Annotated in this window: 18 protein-coding genes and 3 pseudogenes; 11 read left to right on the top strand and 10 right to left on the bottom strand. The window is 61.2% G+C overall.

Going from position 1 to position 14,831, the window contains the following annotated elements:
• Positions 1-6: 6 nt before the first annotated feature.
• Positions 7-231 (bottom strand): annotated as a pseudogene (locus ACLI1O_RS01710) (DDE-type integrase/transposase/recombinase); the annotation flags it as partial.
• A 245-nt stretch (positions 232-476) separates the two neighbouring features.
• Between ACLI1O_RS01710 and ACLI1O_RS01705 the strand changes: the two are divergent.
• Both ACLI1O_RS01705 and ACLI1O_RS01700 read left to right on the top strand, forming a co-directional pair.
• On the top strand, positions 477-695 hold the full coding sequence (locus ACLI1O_RS01705; protein ID WP_239268782.1) for a transposase: 219 nt from the start codon (positions 477-479) through the stop codon (positions 693-695).
• Positions 696-1,251: 556 nt separating this feature from the next.
• Positions 1,252-1,566: pseudogene (locus ACLI1O_RS01700) on the top strand (integrase core domain-containing protein).
• Here ACLI1O_RS01700 and ACLI1O_RS01695 read toward each other — a convergent pair.
• Positions 1,496-1,666 carry a hypothetical protein gene (locus ACLI1O_RS01695; RefSeq protein WP_200449860.1) on the bottom strand — a complete coding sequence of 57 codons (171 nt, stop codon included), beginning with the start codon at positions 1,664-1,666 and terminating at the stop codon, positions 1,496-1,498. The pseudogene ACLI1O_RS01700 and the gene ACLI1O_RS01695 sit on opposite strands and share 71 nt — an antisense overlap.
• A gap of 7 nt (positions 1,667-1,673) precedes the next feature.
• Here ACLI1O_RS01695 and ACLI1O_RS01690 point away from each other — a divergent pair, with 7 nt between their 5' ends.
• The gene (locus ACLI1O_RS01690; protein WP_370658813.1) at positions 1,674-1,931 is read left to right on the top strand and encodes an integrase core domain-containing protein; all 258 of its coding nucleotides are present in this window, start codon (positions 1,674-1,676) and stop codon (positions 1,929-1,931) included.
• A gap of 91 nt (positions 1,932-2,022) precedes the next feature.
• A pseudogene (locus ACLI1O_RS01685) lies at positions 2,023-2,187 on the top strand (IS110 family transposase); the annotation flags it as partial.
• Positions 2,188-2,252: 65 nt separating this feature from the next.
• Here the strand turns inward: ACLI1O_RS01685 and ACLI1O_RS01680 are convergent.
• Genes ACLI1O_RS01680 through ACLI1O_RS01670 form a run of 3 tightly spaced genes read right to left on the bottom strand, consistent with a single transcriptional unit; the run spans position 2,253 to position 5,071 of the window.
• A complete protein-coding gene (locus ACLI1O_RS01680; protein ID WP_239268784.1) occupies positions 2,253-3,017 on the bottom strand; it encodes an ABC transporter ATP-binding protein in 765 nt (254 codons plus the stop codon).
• The gene (locus tag ACLI1O_RS01675) at positions 3,010-3,888 is read right to left on the bottom strand and encodes an ABC transporter permease (protein ID WP_239268786.1); all 879 of its coding nucleotides are present in this window, start codon (positions 3,886-3,888) and stop codon (positions 3,010-3,012) included. The genes ACLI1O_RS01680 and ACLI1O_RS01675 overlap by 8 nt, the downstream gene beginning before the upstream one ends.
• Positions 3,889-3,901: 13 nt before the next feature.
• Positions 3,902-5,071, bottom strand: a complete 1,170-nt coding sequence (locus ACLI1O_RS01670) for an ABC transporter substrate-binding protein (RefSeq protein ID WP_239268788.1) — start codon at positions 5,069-5,071, stop codon at positions 3,902-3,904.
• A gap of 227 nt (positions 5,072-5,298) precedes the next feature.
• On the opposite strand from ACLI1O_RS01670, the gene ACLI1O_RS01665 reads away from it, so the two are divergent.
• A complete protein-coding gene (locus ACLI1O_RS01665) occupies positions 5,299-5,844 on the top strand; it encodes an OsmC family protein (protein ID WP_239268790.1) in 546 nt (181 codons plus the stop codon).
• 63 nt (positions 5,845-5,907) lie between these two features.
• On the opposite strand, the gene ACLI1O_RS01660 is transcribed toward ACLI1O_RS01665, so the two are convergent.
• On the bottom strand, positions 5,908-6,918 hold the full coding sequence (locus ACLI1O_RS01660) for an o-succinylbenzoate synthase (protein WP_239268792.1): 1,011 nt from the start codon (positions 6,916-6,918) through the stop codon (positions 5,908-5,910).
• Between the two features lie 105 nt (positions 6,919-7,023).
• On the opposite strand from ACLI1O_RS01660, the gene ACLI1O_RS01655 reads away from it, so the two are divergent.
• The 5 genes from ACLI1O_RS01655 to ACLI1O_RS01635 all read left to right on the top strand — a co-directional run bounded on the left by ACLI1O_RS01655 (position 7,024) and on the right by ACLI1O_RS01635 (position 11,100).
• On the top strand, positions 7,024-7,485 hold the full coding sequence (locus tag ACLI1O_RS01655) for a DIP1984 family protein (protein WP_239268794.1): 462 nt from the start codon (positions 7,024-7,026) through the stop codon (positions 7,483-7,485).
• A gap of 301 nt (positions 7,486-7,786) precedes the next feature.
• A complete protein-coding gene (locus tag ACLI1O_RS01650; RefSeq protein WP_239268796.1) occupies positions 7,787-8,755 on the top strand; it encodes a 1,4-dihydroxy-2-naphthoyl-CoA synthase in 969 nt (322 codons plus the stop codon).
• Positions 8,756-8,770: 15 nt separating this feature from the next.
• The gene (locus ACLI1O_RS01645; RefSeq protein WP_023025121.1) at positions 8,771-8,911 is read left to right on the top strand and encodes a hypothetical protein; all 141 of its coding nucleotides are present in this window, start codon (positions 8,771-8,773) and stop codon (positions 8,909-8,911) included.
• 66 nt (positions 8,912-8,977) lie between these two features.
• Positions 8,978-10,114 (top strand): o-succinylbenzoate--CoA ligase, encoded by a 1,137-nt coding sequence (gene menE / locus ACLI1O_RS01640; protein ID WP_239268798.1) that lies wholly within the window; start codon positions 8,978-8,980, stop codon positions 10,112-10,114.
• Positions 10,115-10,194: 80 nt separating this feature from the next.
• Positions 10,195-11,100, top strand: coding sequence for a 1,4-dihydroxy-2-naphthoate polyprenyltransferase (locus ACLI1O_RS01635; protein ID WP_239268800.1), 906 nt, complete (start codon positions 10,195-10,197; stop codon positions 11,098-11,100).
• Between the two features lie 21 nt (positions 11,101-11,121).
• Here ACLI1O_RS01635 and ACLI1O_RS01630 read toward each other — a convergent pair whose 3' ends face one another.
• Positions 11,122-11,445: a DUF4229 domain-containing protein gene (locus ACLI1O_RS01630; RefSeq protein ID WP_239268802.1), complete on the bottom strand. Its 324-nt coding sequence runs from the start codon at positions 11,443-11,445 to the stop codon at positions 11,122-11,124.
• 38 nt (positions 11,446-11,483) lie between these two features.
• Between ACLI1O_RS01630 and ACLI1O_RS01625 the strand changes: the two genes are divergently transcribed.
• Complete coding sequence (locus tag ACLI1O_RS01625; RefSeq protein WP_411706915.1) at positions 11,484-11,810, top strand: hypothetical protein; 327 nt, start codon at positions 11,484-11,486, stop codon at positions 11,808-11,810.
• Here ACLI1O_RS01625 and ACLI1O_RS01620 read toward each other — a convergent pair.
• The 3 genes from ACLI1O_RS01620 to ACLI1O_RS01610 form a co-directional block, all read right to left on the bottom strand.
• Complete coding sequence (locus ACLI1O_RS01620) at positions 11,755-12,012, bottom strand: helix-turn-helix domain-containing protein (RefSeq protein ID WP_239268805.1); 258 nt, start codon at positions 12,010-12,012, stop codon at positions 11,755-11,757. The two genes, ACLI1O_RS01625 and ACLI1O_RS01620, sit on opposite strands and share 56 nt — an antisense overlap.
• Positions 12,013-13,110 carry a c-type cytochrome biogenesis protein CcsB gene (gene ccsB / locus ACLI1O_RS01615; protein WP_239268806.1) on the bottom strand — a complete coding sequence of 366 codons (1,098 nt, stop codon included), beginning with the start codon at positions 13,108-13,110 and terminating at the stop codon, positions 12,013-12,015. It lies immediately after the preceding gene.
• Positions 13,111-13,192: 82 nt separating this feature from the next.
• Positions 13,193-14,824, bottom strand: a complete 1,632-nt coding sequence (locus tag ACLI1O_RS01610; protein WP_411706914.1) for a cytochrome c biogenesis protein ResB — start codon at positions 14,822-14,824, stop codon at positions 13,193-13,195.
• Positions 14,825-14,831: the final 7 nt, after the last annotated feature.

The following is a 14,831-nucleotide window of genomic DNA, read 5'->3' as shown; positions in this document are numbered from 1 at the left end:
GCGTTGTTAGGCCGTCTCGAAGACCCTGTTGACGATCACCGCGTCCGGGTTCGGTTGCCCGTAGGCCAACATCGTGCCTTGCCCTTTCCGCAATGAGTGCATCGCCTCCATCCCTTTCAACGTCCGATATGCAGATATCCGGTTCTTAAACGCGCCTTTTGGCCCGAGGATCCGCTTCAGCCGACCATGGTCGCCTTCCAGGATGTTGTTGAGGTATTTCACCTGCCGGTGTGAAGTGCCCCGAGTTTTGTTCCTAGGCATTTGCCTTGATTTCTATTATTCCCTGTTGCGGGGTCTTCTTCCAAAATTCGGTTTCCACCTCGGCTGGGGTTGGTCTGGGCTGGATTAAATAGACCATGTGGTTTGATCGTGTCTTCCGTGACAGCCCTTTGTTGGGCAGGAAGACTGATAATCATGAAGAAGTTTTCAAAACACACTCCTGAGCAGATCGTGGCCAACTTGATAAAGCCCGATCCATGAAGGCCTCGGGTAGTACCGTAGCCGAAGTCTGCCGCGACCTCGGTGTTAGCGAGGCAACCTACCGTCGCTGGGTCAAGCAGTACGGCGAGATGTCCCGCAGCGAAGCCCGCCGCTTTAAAGAACTGCAGGAAGAAAACGCCAAGCTTACCCGCCTACTCGGAGAAGCCGAGTTGGAAAAAGCGCTACTGAAGGAGCTTGCGGAGGGAAAATTCTGACCCCGGCACCCAAATATGAAGCCATCTATGACGCTGTATCCGTGGGCTATTCGGTGCGCTTTGCCTGTCGCGTGGTCGGGGTATCTAGAGCGGCGTACTACAACGCCTGCACACGCCACCAGCAGCCCAGCGTGGATAAGTACGCTGCTCTACGCAGGTGGCTCGTCACTTTCGCTGGTGAGCACCGACGCTGGGGCTATCGCCGTGCTTGGGTGAAAGCCAGGCCAGCTGATTTTACCTGTGGCCGTGATGTGGTGTATTACCTGTGGCGCCAGGAGGGTTTGCGGGTCTTGCCTCGCAAAGCTGGTAAGCAACAGTGCTTGCCTGTGCCAACGCCGCGCACCCAGCCAGCGACATGTCCGGGGCACGTGTGGGCACTGGACTTCCAGTTCGATAGTAACTTTCAGGGCAAAGCCTTTTAAGATCTGCAACGTGATCGACGAGTTTACCCGTGAGCATGTTGGTTTCGAGGTCGCTCGGTCAATCACCGCTACTGCCGTGATTGACCTGCTGGAGAACGTGAGCTGCTGTGCGTGGCAGGCCTCGGGTGTTACGTATGGATAACGGCCCGGAGTTCATCAGCCGTGAGCTGGCTAGTTGGGCTGCTAAGCAAGACACTGTCGAGGCGTTCATCCCACCGGGAATGCCATGGCATAACGGGTTTGTGGAGTCCTTCCACAACCGGCTACGCGACGAGCTGTGAGAGGACGAGATATTCGACGACCCCGACCATGCGTCGCGTTGCCTGCGACTGTGGTCGAAGCGCTATAATACCTATCATCCTCATTCGAGCCTAGGGTTTATCCCGCCGACTGAGTACGCCAACCAATGGCACCACACCCAGGAAGGCACTCAAACCGCCCGGTCTTAAAAACCAGCCCGGCCCACATCGACATGTTTTCCGCCAAGATGCGGTCTTCCACGAGACGGACCACACGGTCCTTCGCATCCTGGTCAAATTTTCTCGGCACGTTCCAGATTTTCCCATCTACTCAAACGGAACAAAACCTGGGACACTTCACACAAGCATTTAGAAACTACTGCTCATCGTTAGGTGTACGCCAGTCCATGGGCGCGGTTGGAACGAGTGCCGATAATGCCCTGGCAGAATCATTTAACGCCACCTTAAAGCGGGAAGTACTGCGTGATAGGAAACTCTTTGAAAGTCCAATCAGCTGCCGCCAGGAAGTCTTTCGGTGGTGCATGGGCTACAACACTCGAAGGCGCCACTCCTGATGCAATCTTGTAGCTCCTGATGTCTTTGAAGCCGAGACTTCAGCTACACTAATTAAAGCAGCACAGCTACCCCGACGTGTCCACATTTCGGGGTCAGGCCCTTATGTCGAATTCGCCCAATCGGGCTGGCAACAAAAAATTAAAGAACGCCCTATAGCAATCGTCTTTTGCATCGATCAGATTCCACGAGCGTTCCCGGCAATTCTATGAACGAAAACGCAAAGAAGGCAAAAGACTCAACGCCGCAGCAACCTAAAGTCAACACACCCCCAACAAGCCCACCCACGAAGTTGACAACCTATATAGGAACATCCTCTCGCTCTAGCCGTTTTCGAGCAGCCCAAGGAGCCGTTCGCGCAGCTCATTTTTGCGCTCCACCACCGCGGAGTCATCGCTACCGCTGCGCGGGCGGGGCAAGCCCACTTCAATGTCCTCGATGATGGTGGCCTCTGGCCCCGGCGACATGACCACAATGCGATCCGAGAGCAATACTGCCTCATCCACGTCGTGGGTGACCATGACCACCGTGCGGCGGTTTTCTTCCCACACATTCAACAGCAGCGACTGCAGCTGGCGGCGGGTAAGCGCATCCAACGCGCCGAAGGGTTCATCGAGCAATAAGATATCCGAGCCGATGGCGAAGGCGCGCGCCAAACCGACGCGCTGCTGCATGCCTCCGGATAACCGCGACGGGCGCCGGTCGGCCGCATGGCCCAAGCTGACCTCGTCGAGGAAGTCCTGCGCAATCTTGGTGCGCTCTGCCTTCGACAGCTCCGGGCGGGCCGATCGCAGTCCGAATTCGATATTCCCGCGCGCCGTCATCCAGGGCAGGAGCGCGTGATTTTGAAATACCACGCCGCGGTCTGGACCTGGGCCGGTCACGGCCTCGCCTCGCGCGCGCACCTCGCCGGTAGAGGGAAATGCGAGGCCCGCGATCATATTCAGCATGGTGGATTTGCCGGAGCCCGATGGCCCCAGCAGGGATACGAACTCGCCCTCCCCAATGGATACCGAGGTATCCCCAATGATCTTGGTTGGGCCGTAGCTTTTGGTAATACCAGCAAATTCGATATGGGCTTTAGTCATAGCGCACCACTTTCTGCAGGGAGGCAACGAGGTAATCCAGGGCCAATCCGATGACACCAATAAGCACGATGACCACGACGATGGCGTCAATATCGAGGCGGTTCCACATATTCCAGACAAAGAAACCGACGCCTTGGCCGCCGACGAGCATTTCCGCAGCCACGATGACTAACCAGGCGGTCGATAGCGATTGCCGCATGCCGGTGATAATCCCTGGCAGCGCAGCCGGCCCGACGATGTAGAGGAGCTGTTGCATCCGGTTCGTGCCGAGCGTGGCCGCTAGGTTCTTATACGTGGGGTGAATCCCGCGGACCGCCTCGATGGTATTGAGCAGCGTCGGCCACAAGGCGGAGAGGATGATGACGAAGACGGCGGTATTTTCGGCATCGCGAAGCAGCGCCAGGCCTAGTGGCAGCCATGCCAGCGGGGAGACGGGGCGCAGGATCTGGACAAAGGGATCCGTCGCGCGGCGGAAGGTTGCAGAAGAGCCCAGCCAAAAGCCCAGCGGAATGGCTATCACCATGGCGATGGCAAAGCCAATGAGCACGCGGCGCAAGGAGGCGACCATATGCCAAAGAATGCCCACTGAGGCCGGCCCATCCCGGTAGAAGGGATCCGAAAGAATCTCTACGGCCCTATCCCAGGTGTGCGCGGGAGTGGGGGCGATATCGGAAAGCCAGCCCGCAGCCGCGACCGCCTGCCAGAGGGCGATGAAGGCAATGAAAAGCGCAATACCCAGGCCCATTGCCTTCCACGGGCTCTCCCGCCGCTTCTTCCGGCTGGCGGTGCGGCCCGAATGGGGCGCTGCTGTGTGAGTGTCAGTGGAGTGCGCTGTACTGGTGCTAGCGCTGTCATTTTTTACTGTGGTCATAAGGCAAGAGTCCTTAACGCTGGTATCCGGCGGTGGGGTGCAGGGGATCGAAGCTATGGCCGTTGATTTTCACCGGGTCCGTGGTGAGATCGGCTTCGCGCGGTAAGACGGATTTCGTGACATCTAGCAACGCTTGGTCATCCATCCGCATCGCGCTTCCGCCCAGATCCCAGCGGGCCATTTGGGTGCCCATCCACGTAATTGCGGTGGCGGAGGTGCGGCCGCCAAACTTGATCATCTGTGGATCCACCGTGTCCTTGCCGTCCCAAGTGGTGTAGTTTCCGGCGAGCGCCCGCGAAATCAGCTCTTCCTTCTGGTTCAGGTACTTCTCCTTAGCCAGCATGGACGCCGATTCATGGACGTGGTCTGGGCTATCGACGTACTGCGCGCCTTCCTGCAGCGCCGCGACGACGCGGTCGCGCACGCCCCGGTCCACTTCCTTCGCCACGGCAACCGAGCAGCACGGGTGGTTGTCCCACATCTGGCGGGTGGGAACAAAGGCGCGGCCCGAGCCGGTAGTCAGGGCGCACTGGTTGAAGGGCTCTGGGCCAATGAAGCCGTCGATGGTGCCGACCGAAAGTTGCGCCACCATATCGGCCGGGCGCAATAGGCGCAGCTCCACATCGGAAACTGGGTCGACCCCGCCGGCCACGAGATAATCGCGCAGCAAGAGGGCATGCACGGAGTACTCAAAGGGAATTCCCAGCACCATGCCCTTCAGGTCCGCTGGCCGCGACACGGTATCCAGGTGAGAGGTGGACAAGGTCAGTGCCTGCCCGTTGGTGTTTTGCGTAAAGGCTAACTCGGTGGGCCGGGAGGCGTTGGTGGCACCGGCATCAATGGCTAGCGGCATGGGCGAGAGCATGTGCGCTACGTCTAAGGCGCCGGTGGCATAGGCGGTCCAGAGATCTGCCCACCCCGCGAATTTGCGCAGCTCAACGTTGAGGCCCTGCTTTGCGAAGGCGCCCAGGCCATCGGCGGCGACCAGCGGGGACGCGCACGCGATGGGCACGAATCCGATGGTGAGGGTTTCCCCGCCCTGCCCGGATGTCCCGGACTGGGCATTGTCCTCCTGCCGCGGCGAGGAACACGCAGAGAGGACCTGCGAGCCCACTGCTACCCCGCCCATTGCTACTGCGCTGCGCAGTATCTGCCGTCGCGACAGCTTCCGATTGTGAACCATGCGTTCTTTCTTAACTAGACCAAGTGGTTTGTTCAGAACGAACCTAGGCCGGGCGCACTACGGTGTCAATTTCTAAATTCACAGGTCAGCAAATGCGGTGCACACATTTATATTCACTCTAGACCTGGCATTCTCTACAAAATAGACCCCTTGTTCTAGATTTATATTTGCCTTCGCGTTACCATGGCGCCATCAGTTAATAAACATCTGATACAAGGAGCAATTTAATGTCTGATCTCACCCCAAACCACAACGAAGGCGACGCTCTCGAGCCCATCGACGGCGAGAAGCTCAACGACCTAGCACAGAAGAACATCGACAACCCTGAGGGTGCCAAGAAGCACGTCCGCACCCACACCGAGGCTGACGGTTTCTTCCGCAATAACACCACCGTGCGCGACCACACCATCAAGGTGGGCGAGCCTTTGCCGCTGCTTGGCGATGACTCCGCACCCAACCCCACCGAGGTCGCTCAGGCCGGTCTTGGCGCCTGCATCAACGTTGGCATCCAGGCCATCGCTCAGCACCGCGGCGTTACCCTGACCAAGCTGGAGCTCGACATCGTTGGCGACATCGACCTCTCCCCAACCTGGGGCGTTGGTGACTTGGGCGAGGACAAGCGCCCGGGCGTTTCCGACGTCAACGTTAAGGTCAATATCGACGGCGACGCCGACAAGGAGACCCTGCAGAAGATCGTGGACGACGCCATCAAGTGGTCCCCGGTTGTTAATACCTACACCCGCCCGGCCAACCTCACCCACGAGTTGGTCTAAGGTTTAGATAGATAAAAGCGCCTGGCAAGTGCCAGGCGCTTTTTCTTATGCTTTTAGGCGCAACTACAGGTGCTGCCACGATTCCCGGAGGCGCTCGAACCACCACTCGCGGCGGTCGGCCGGCGCGGCTAGGTCGGACAGGCGGTCCGGTTCTGGGGCGAGGATCTCGGCGCGCAGGTGCCCGTCGTGTAGCTGGCGTGGCGCGGTGACGTCTTCCTCAAAAAGGCTGCCCGTGGCCAGGCCCGCTGCGGCCGGGGTAACGTCGATGTCCTCGTCATCATAGATTTGCGGCAACGCCGCCACCGCCGCCAAGCCCATATTGATGCCGATGGAGGTATCCAGCGCCGAGGCCACTGTAATATCCATGTGCCGTTCGCGCAGGTGCTGTGCCACCTCGAGGACGCGGCGCACCCCGCCCAGCGGTGCAGGTTTAACCACTGCTACATCGGCCGCCTGCAGATCCGCCACGCGGTATGGATCCTCAACCTTGCGAATGGATTCATCCGCGGCCACGCGCACAAAAAGCCCGTTGCGCATGAGCTGCCTGCGCACCTCCACCAGTTCTTCCGCGCTCGCGCAGGGTTGCTCCATATAGTCCAGCGGCATGAGTGCCTGGGCGGCCTCTACCGCTTCGGCCACACTCCAGCCGCCATTGGCATCCACGCGCAGCACCGGGATAACCCCCCGGGCGCTGACGTGCTCGCGAACGGCGTGGACGCGCGCAATGTCATCGGCAAGCGTCTGGCCTTTCTCCGCCACCTTGATCTTGAACGTCCGGCAGCCGGGGTAGCGATCCACAATCGCGGGTACCTCGCTGGCGGGAACGGCGGGAATGGTGGCGTTGACCTCTACCCACTCTCGGACTGGCTCCGGAAATCCCTCGTAAGCGGCCTCCAACCCGGCGCGCAGCCACGCGGCCGATTCCGCGGGCCCGTATTCCAGGAACGGCGCAAATTCACCCCAACCGGCTGGCCCATCAATAAGCAACGCCTCTCGCGTGGTGATGCCGCGAAACTTCACGGCCAGCGGGAGGGAGACTACGTGGGCGCGGTCGAGAACGTCATCGATGTTCATAGGCTCATGGTAGCTGGCACGCCGCTCGCGCTGCGGACCACAACCCATTGACCCCAGCCCCCACCCCGGCTACGTTGGTTCCTACCTACCCCTGAAGGAGGAACCATGTTACTGGCAGAGGCATTAGCAGAGCGCGCCCAGGCGCAGGACCGGCTCAATGAGCTGCGCGAGCGTCTACTTTCCGTCGTACGCGTGCAGGAGGGCGATACCCCGGACGAGGATCCGGCCGAGCTTTTGCGCGAGTTGGAGGGCATTACCGGGCGCATCGATAAGCTCGTGCAGGCCATCAATGCCACGAACGTGGCCACGGATTTTGATGGCGAGAAGAACCTGATGCAGGCCCTTGCGCTTCGCGATGGCCTCGTGCGCACCCGCCGCATCTACCACGACCTCGCCCAAGCCGCGGGCGCGCGGCAGGACCGCTATTCCCGCGCGGAGATTAAGTTTGTGGCCACGCTGCCGGTAGCAGAGCTGCGCAAGCGGGTCGATGACCTGTCCAAGCAGTTCCGGGAGCTTGATACCCGCATCCAGCAGTTGAACTGGAATACGGAACTGATAACTCCATAGCGAAGCTTTAGTCATGCCACGCCGCGCGCGTGGCGGTAGCCTTTACGCACATGCAGCGAGTATGCCCCCGCCTTCGAGGGGAAATTCGAGGACATGTAGGCACCCTTTGGCGTTAAAGGGTTGAGGGAGTTCGAGTCTTCCCACAGTATTGATGACCGCGCCAGCATAGGGTACACGGGTACATTGCGGGATAACCCCTCGCAGTTATTGAGTATCGATTATTACCAGCATGCTGGGCAGTGCGTAGAGGTGAGGGTTGGGAATGGGGACTAAACTTTTCGCGCCCACTATGCTGGGCGCTATGAGCGAGCAGAAGAAATACAGCACCGAAAATCCGTTCCGCGAGGAATTGTGGCGCCCGGTTGAGGGCTTTGGGGATCTCACGGACGTCACCTACCACCGCCTGGCGGCGGACGGCCGGAAGAATGGCATCGTGCGCATCGCCATCGACAGGCCCGAGGTGCGCAATGCCTTCCGGCCACACACCGTAGATGAGCTGTATCGCACCTTGGATCACGCCCGCCGCACCCCGGATGTGGGCACGATCTTGCTTACTGGCAATGGGCCCTCGCAAAAGGATGGCGGCTGGGCGTTTTGTTCCGGCGGTGACCAGCGCATTCGCGGCCGGTCGGGGTATCGCTACGCCACCGAGCACGCCCACGATGATGCGACGGCGGATGAATCCAGCGTCGACGAGGCCCGCGCCAAGGTCGAAGGCGGCCGCCTGCACATCCTGGAGGTCCAACGGCTTATCCGCACCATGCCCAAGGTGGTTATCGCCGTGGTCAATGGGTGGGCCGCCGGCGGCGGGCACTCGCTGCACGTGGTCTGCGATATGACCGTGGCCTCCCGCCAGGAGGCGCGCTTTAAGCAGACGGATGCGGACGTCGGATCCTTCGATGCGGGCTATGGCTCGGCCTACCTGGCCAAGATGGTGGGCCAGAAATTCGCCCGCGAGATCTTCTTTTTGGGCCGCACCTACGATGCCCAGCGCATGTATGAGATGGGCGCGGTCAATGAGGTCGCAGACCACGGCGAGCTCGAGGACACCGCCATCCGCATGGGCCAGGAAATCAATATGAAATCCCCCACCGCCCAGCGCATGCTGAAATTCGCATTCAACCTTACCGATGATGGCCTGATGGGCCAGCAGGTCTTCGCCGGCGAGGCCACCCGCCTGGCTTATATGACCGATGAGGCCGTCGAGGGCAAGCAGTCCTTCCTGGACAAGCGCGAGCCTAACTGGGACGAATTCCCCTATTACTACTAAGGAGTGCCCCGCACCGTGCTCATCGCATTTTGTATCCTGCTTGCGATCCTCGCCGTCGGGGGCGTTCTCGGCTCGCGCGTGTGGATGCTGCGCCGCATTAAAGAAGCCGAGGCCAATAACGAGCGGCCCTTTGATCAAGAGGACACGTACCGCTGATTCCCGCATCGACTCACCCCGGCCGCAACCGGGCTTTGTCCCGCCGTAGCCTTAAGATCTACTGCCGTGACTATCCTCGCCCCCTTGCCCGTTGATCCGCATGACCCCGCGGCCATCCTGCCGGACCTCGAATCAGCCATTGCCGGTAGGTCCTGCTTTTTGCCGCTGCCGCTTGCCGATGCCACCCGCGCCACCCTCCTGCGCAATTCCCAACGCGCCGGCGAGCCCATCGCCGCGGACATCGCGCTCGTGGTCTCCACCTCAGGGTCCACCGGCACCCCAAAGGGCGCTCAACTAACGCCGGCCAACCTGGTCGCCAGCGCCGATGCCACCCACCAGGTCCTCGGTGGCCCTGGGCAATGGCTCTTGGCGATGCCCGCCCACCACATCGCCGGCATCCAAGTCCTCGTCCGTTCCCTGGTGGCCGGGGTGGATCCGCTCTGCCTCGATCTCAGCGCAGGCTTTAATATCTCCGCCTTCGCCCGCGCCGCCGCGGAGCTCTCCCGCACCGGTGATCGCACCTACACCGCGCTGACCCCGCTGCAACTGGCCAAGGCCATGGATACACCGGAAGGTATCGACGCGCTCCAGAGTTTCGATGCCATCTTGGTGGGCGGGGCCGCCATCCACCCGCGCCTGCACGCCGCGGCCACGGAGCGGGGCATCACTATCACCACCACCTACGGTTCCTCCGAAACCGCCGGCGGCTGCGTCTACGATGGCCGCCCCCTGCCCGGGACGACCGCCCGCGTCCAAGACGGCCGCATCCTACTCGGCGGGCCCACCATCGCGCAGGGCTACCGCAACGCCCCAAGCCACGAGGCGTTTCCCGGAAACGGGTGGTTTGCCACTTCCGATGCCGGCGTCATCGAAGATGGCATCCTCACCGTAACCGGACGCCTCGATAATGTCATCGACTCCGGTGGGCTCAAGCTGCACCCAGAGGTCTTGGAACGCGAGATCCTCCGCGTGCCGGGTGTTGAGGAGGCGTGTGTCGTCGGTATCCCGCACCCGCGGCTGGGCCAGGCCATCGTGGCCGCCTATACCGGTAATGCCGAGCTTGGCGATATCTTCGAAGCCCTCGAAGACGCCGAACTTCCCCGCTGGCAGCTGCCTAAGGACTTAAAGCGCCTCGCGGACTTTCCCACCACCGGCCCCGGCAAGATCGACCGCCAGGCCGTTGCCGCCCTCTTTAGCGCCTAACCTCCACCGCGGGCCCCGGCCTCGACTCCGGCCTCGGCCCCGGCTTCCTGATTGCTAAACGCTGCCAGCCCAGTGGCACAATGGTGGCTATGACTTCATCAGCCGGTAATTATTCCGCTACCGCACAGGATTGGATCAATGGCGCCCGCCCGCATACGTGGGCTAATGCCTTCGCACCCGTTATCGCCGGTACGGGCGCGGCCTTCGGCATTAATAGCGGGCATATCGGCCGCGCGGTGCTCGCGCTCATCGTGGCGTGGGCGCTTATCATCGGCGTGAACTTTGCCAATGACCATTCCGATGGTATCCGCGGTACCGATGATGACCGCACCGGCCCGCAGCGCCTGACCGGCAGCGGGCTTGCGCAGCCGCGCCACGTGAAATACGCCGCCTTTGGCTGCTTTGCCGTCGCCGGTCTGGCCGGAATCTTCCTGTCGCTGGCCGCTGGTGCCTGGTGGCTCATCCTCATCGGTGCGCTGTGCATCGCCGGCGCGTGGTTTTATACCGGCGGCAAGAACCCCTACGGCTACCGCGGCCTGGGCGAGGTCGCCGTCTTTATATTCTTCGGCCTCGTCGCCGTGCTCGGCACCGAATTTACCCAAGCCGGTCGCATTTCTTGGACGGGCCTGGCCCTCGCCATCGGCATCGGCGCCATGAGCTCCGGGGTGAACCTGGCCAATAATATCCGCGATATTCCCTCCGATGCCGAGGCCGGCAAGATCACCCTCGCGGTGCGGCTGGGCAATAAGAACGCCCGCCTGCTCTTTACCGGCCTGCTGCTGTTGCCCTTCATACTCACCATCGCGGTCGCCTTTGGCAGCTGGCTCGCGCTCGCAGGCCTGGTCTACTTCCCGTTTGCACTCCGCGCGGTGCGCACCGTCAACCGCGGCGCCACCGGACCCCAGCTCATCCCCGTGCTAGGGCTGACCGGGCGCGCCATGCTCATCTGGGCAGTCATCGAGGCCATCGCCGTCGCCCTCGTCTAGTCAAGGGCCAGGCTTGCGCGCCTAGGCCTCCGCGCGGCCTTCCAATTCGGCTTGCACCCAGCGCTTGTGCGCCTTGCGCTGCGCGGAGTATTCCGCCAGCGTCTGCGTGGCCTCGATGCGCCAGTTTTTAAACATCAGCATCGATAGCGGCAGGGCAACAAAGAGCGCCAGGAGCGCTGCCATGAGGACGGGGATGGGGAAACCAATCGCTACCGCCAGCAGCTCAATGACCGCGGTGAGCGCGATAAAAAGCACCACGCGCGCGAGCCCGTATTTCCAAAGCGCCTTGCGGGAGCGACGGCGCAGTTCGGGGTCCGGTTTCGGTGGCTCAGGGTTGTGCGTCATGGGGGTCGATTGTACGCCGTACAGGTAGAATAATCTGCATGGGTCGACTAATCCTCCTACTGCTTTTTGTCCTCGCCGCCTACCTGGTGTGGAAGGCCTTTGGGCCATCATCCTGGAAGTCCCGCCAGGTTGAAGAACAACCGCGTTCCATCAAGGGCCCCGATGATGACGAGGAGTTCCTGTGGAACCTGGAAAAGGAGCGCTTCAAGCAGCGCCGCAAACAGGAGGTCGAGGAAGAAAACGCCGCCAGCGCCGCACTCGCGACGCCGACGGCAACAATGGTTCAAAGGGCCAAGAAGACAACCAGGATTAATCCTTTGGCACGAACCGCATCTCCAAGCCCAGCGCTTCTGCCACGGCGGTAACCTTTTCCCACCGCACGCCTGCCCCACCGTGTTCGATGGTGTGGAGGGTGGAGCGGGAGATGTGGGCGGCATCGGCAAGCTGCTGCTGGACGATGCCCAACTCACGCCGCCGCTGCGCAATCTGCGCGCCCAAGCCCAGGATGAGCTCGTTATCGCCGGCGGGCTTTCCCTGCTTATTGCGCGGGCTATGGTTGGTGGCCATTTAGTTCAGCCCCGCATAGGAGTGCAGGCCGGAGACCACCATATTGATGAAGAAGAGGTTGAATACCATCGCCGCCATGGCCAAAACGTTGATCCACGGCGCCGCCTTGCGGAAGGCCGGGGTGGCGCGCGCATGCAGGTAGGCCGCATAAAGAATCCAGGTGGCAAAGGACATGGTTTCCTTCGGATCCCAGCCCCAGAAGCGACCCCACGCGGATTCGGCCCAGATGGCACCCAAGATGATGCCTAGGCCCAGGGTGGGCAGGGTGATAACGGCCAAGCGGTACGCCAAGCGGTCAATCTTGGCCGCGGATGGCAGCGGATAAGCCAGAGCACCAAAAATGCCACGCTCCGCGTTCTTTGGCTGCCACTGGCGCAACAGGGTCAATAGCGAGATGATGCCGGAAATGATGCCGATGGACGCGCCCAAGGACACCACCGTGACGTGAATGGGCAGCCAGTGCGATTGCAGGGCCGGCACCACAGGTGCGGACTCCGCATACAGCTTGGTAGACCCGTAAAACATCAGCGCCAGCACTGGGGTAAGGATCCACGGCCAGACCGTGCGCCATTCCTTGCGCTGCATGGCGATATTGCCCACCAAGAGCACGCCGAAGGACACCATCAACACGTACTCGTAAAGGTTGCCAAACGGGAAACGCCCCGTGGCCAGCCCGCGCAGCACGATAGCCGCGGCGTGCAGGGCAATGCCCACCCACATCAGCGAGCTGGTCATGCCGCCAAGCTTATCCAGCTTGCGTTCCTTGTCCGCGACTTCTTCCTCGCTCAAGGTTGCAGCCGCAGACGACGCCTCAGCCTCGTAGTCGGTGCCGACATCCGTTGCGCCCGTGCCGGTTGCAGCGTCAGCACCGGTATCGCCGCCGCCAGCTCCGGCGGCGGGAGCAGCCGCGGCACCAGCCTCGGCTCCAGCGCCGACCAATACCTTGGACGCCTCCGAGCGGTTGACGCGGTGCGCCTCGATAAGGCTGCGTATGCGGCCGTAGTACAACAGCGACATAAGAAGCGCGACGCAGTACACCACGAATGCGGTCTGCACCGCGAGATCCGAGAAGTTCGACAGATTCTGATCGATCTGCAAGGGAGTCCACCTAGCCTTCACACGTGCGGGATGATGCTGATTACCTTACTCATGCACACAGCGGGATCCAACTATAGTTGGATTACTCATCAGTATAGAGTTTGTCTTCTTCCACCTCATCTGGATCCGGAAGCTCCAAGAGCGCGCGGTGCAGCTCATGGAATTCCTCGGACCAGCCGGCGCGGTCGGTGCGGGCGAGACCACCCATCTCAATGGTGGTGCCGCCGGCGGAATCCGGCCGCAGGCGAATATAGACGCGGCGGCGCTTAATCATCAACGAGGCCACCAGGGATACCAACATGATTAGCGCGGATGCCAGCACCCACTTCTGGAATGGGTCATAGGAGACCTGATAATTGGCAAACTCGTTGGCGCCGTTGAAGGTGATCTTGGTGCCATCGTCAAGCGTGACGTCATCGCCTTGGCTCAGGTTCACGCGGTCGATCTTCTGCAGCTGCCCGGAGTGTACGAGGCTTGAATCCAGCGAAAAGAGCGACTGCGGCGTACCGGTATCGAGGCCAGCATCGCCGCGGTAAATATCGACCGCCAGCGCCGGATCATTCAGGCCCGGGTGAGAGGACTGCAAAAGCTTGCCGTTCTCACCGCTCCACTCGGCCGTTGGGGCGAAGAGGCCCTGGATGGCCAGCTGGTTTTGGCGGCGCTCGAAAAGATCCGGGTACATGCCCGCCGGCGGGTCAAAGCGCAGCACGCCCGAAGACAGGAAGAAGGTCGTGTCAGTGGGCTGGAATTGAATGGTCTGCGTGCGCTTTTCACCATCCGGCCACTCCACGGTCACCGTCGGCGCATAGCCGTGGCCCTGCAGGTAGACGCGGTTTTGTGCCAGGCGCAGCGGGTGGTTGACCTTGAGCTCGTAGTCCTTCCATTCGGAAGGATCCTTATAAATATCGTCGCCTTCCGCATAAGAGACATTGGAGGTAAACATCTCCGCCTGGCCATTGGGCAGGTACTTCGCGGTGAAGTCGTGCGCGGTCATGCAGAAGGGGTGGAGCCCGGTGCCATCGAAAAGCGGCCCTGCCCGGAAGGAGTCAAAGTTCGAGGTGGAGGTATTACAGAACTCCGTGGACTGCTCCAGCGAGGTATTGCCGCCCTGCGAGCCGGATTCCGTAACCACGATGACCTGGCCCTCGTAGTTGACCAGGCGGCCGGCGGCCACGGTGACCAAGATCGCCACCAGGGCGACGTGGAAAATGAGGTTGGCCAGCTCGCGGCCGTAGCCGCGCTCAGCGGAAAAGGCGTGCACCCCGGCGCGGTCCTCATTCGGGGTGTATTCTGCCACGCGCCACTTTTTCAGGCGCTTGTGGATCTCCGCGCTGAGTTCTTCCTCGCTCTTATCCGAATGCCCCTCGGCGCTTAGCGGCAGGCGGTGCAGGTACTTCGGCGCGCGCGTGGGCTGTGTGCGCCACGCCTTGTAGTGATCGATCGAGCGCGGAATGATGCAGCCAATGAGCGAGACCGCCAACAGCAGGAAGATGGCTTGGAACCAGATGGAGGAAAAGACATCAAAAAGCTGCAGATTATCGTAGATTTCCGCCACGGTGCCATTGGATTCGATGAACTCCTGCACGTTCTGCTCGTTCAGATCGCGCTGCGGCAAGAGGGAGCCGGGGATGGCGGCGAGCGCCAGCAGGAAAAGCAGGGCCAGCGCGGTGCGCATGCTGGTAAGCCAGCGCCAGGCTTTGCGGATATATTTCACGTTTCTC

Source organism: Corynebacterium sp. LaCa78 (assembly GCF_046717505.1).
In the GTDB taxonomy this organism is placed as follows: Bacteria; Actinomycetota; Actinomycetes; order Mycobacteriales; family Mycobacteriaceae; genus Corynebacterium.
This window is presented reverse-complemented; position numbering and strand designations above follow the sequence as displayed.

Coding starts and splice junctions, on each gene's coding strand:
- ACLI1O_RS01705 (WP_239268782.1), top strand. CDS start 477: ATGAAGGCCTCGGGTAGTACCGTAGCCGAAGTCTGCCGCGACCTCGGT.
- ACLI1O_RS01680 (WP_239268784.1), bottom strand. CDS start 3,017: ATGACTAAAGCCCATATCGAATTTGCTGGTATTACCAAAAGCTACGGC.
- ACLI1O_RS01675 (WP_239268786.1), bottom strand. CDS start 3,888: ATGACCACAGTAAAAAATGACAGCGCTAGCACCAGTACAGCGCACTCC.
- ACLI1O_RS01670 (WP_239268788.1), bottom strand. CDS start 5,071: ATGGTTCACAATCGGAAGCTGTCGCGACGGCAGATACTGCGCAGCGCA.
- ACLI1O_RS01665 (WP_239268790.1), top strand. CDS start 5,299: ATGTCTGATCTCACCCCAAACCACAACGAAGGCGACGCTCTCGAGCCC.
- ACLI1O_RS01660 (WP_239268792.1), bottom strand. CDS start 6,918: ATGAACATCGATGACGTTCTCGACCGCGCCCACGTAGTCTCCCTCCCG.
- ACLI1O_RS01655 (WP_239268794.1), top strand. CDS start 7,024: ATGTTACTGGCAGAGGCATTAGCAGAGCGCGCCCAGGCGCAGGACCGG.
- ACLI1O_RS01650 (WP_239268796.1), top strand. CDS start 7,787: ATGAGCGAGCAGAAGAAATACAGCACCGAAAATCCGTTCCGCGAGGAA.
- ACLI1O_RS01635 (WP_239268800.1), top strand. CDS start 10,195: ATGGTGGCTATGACTTCATCAGCCGGTAATTATTCCGCTACCGCACAG.
- ACLI1O_RS01630 (WP_239268802.1), bottom strand. CDS start 11,445: ATGACGCACAACCCTGAGCCACCGAAACCGGACCCCGAACTGCGCCGT.
- ACLI1O_RS01625 (WP_411706915.1), top strand. CDS start 11,484: ATGGGTCGACTAATCCTCCTACTGCTTTTTGTCCTCGCCGCCTACCTG.
- ACLI1O_RS01620 (WP_239268805.1), bottom strand. CDS start 12,012: ATGGCCACCAACCATAGCCCGCGCAATAAGCAGGGAAAGCCCGCCGGC.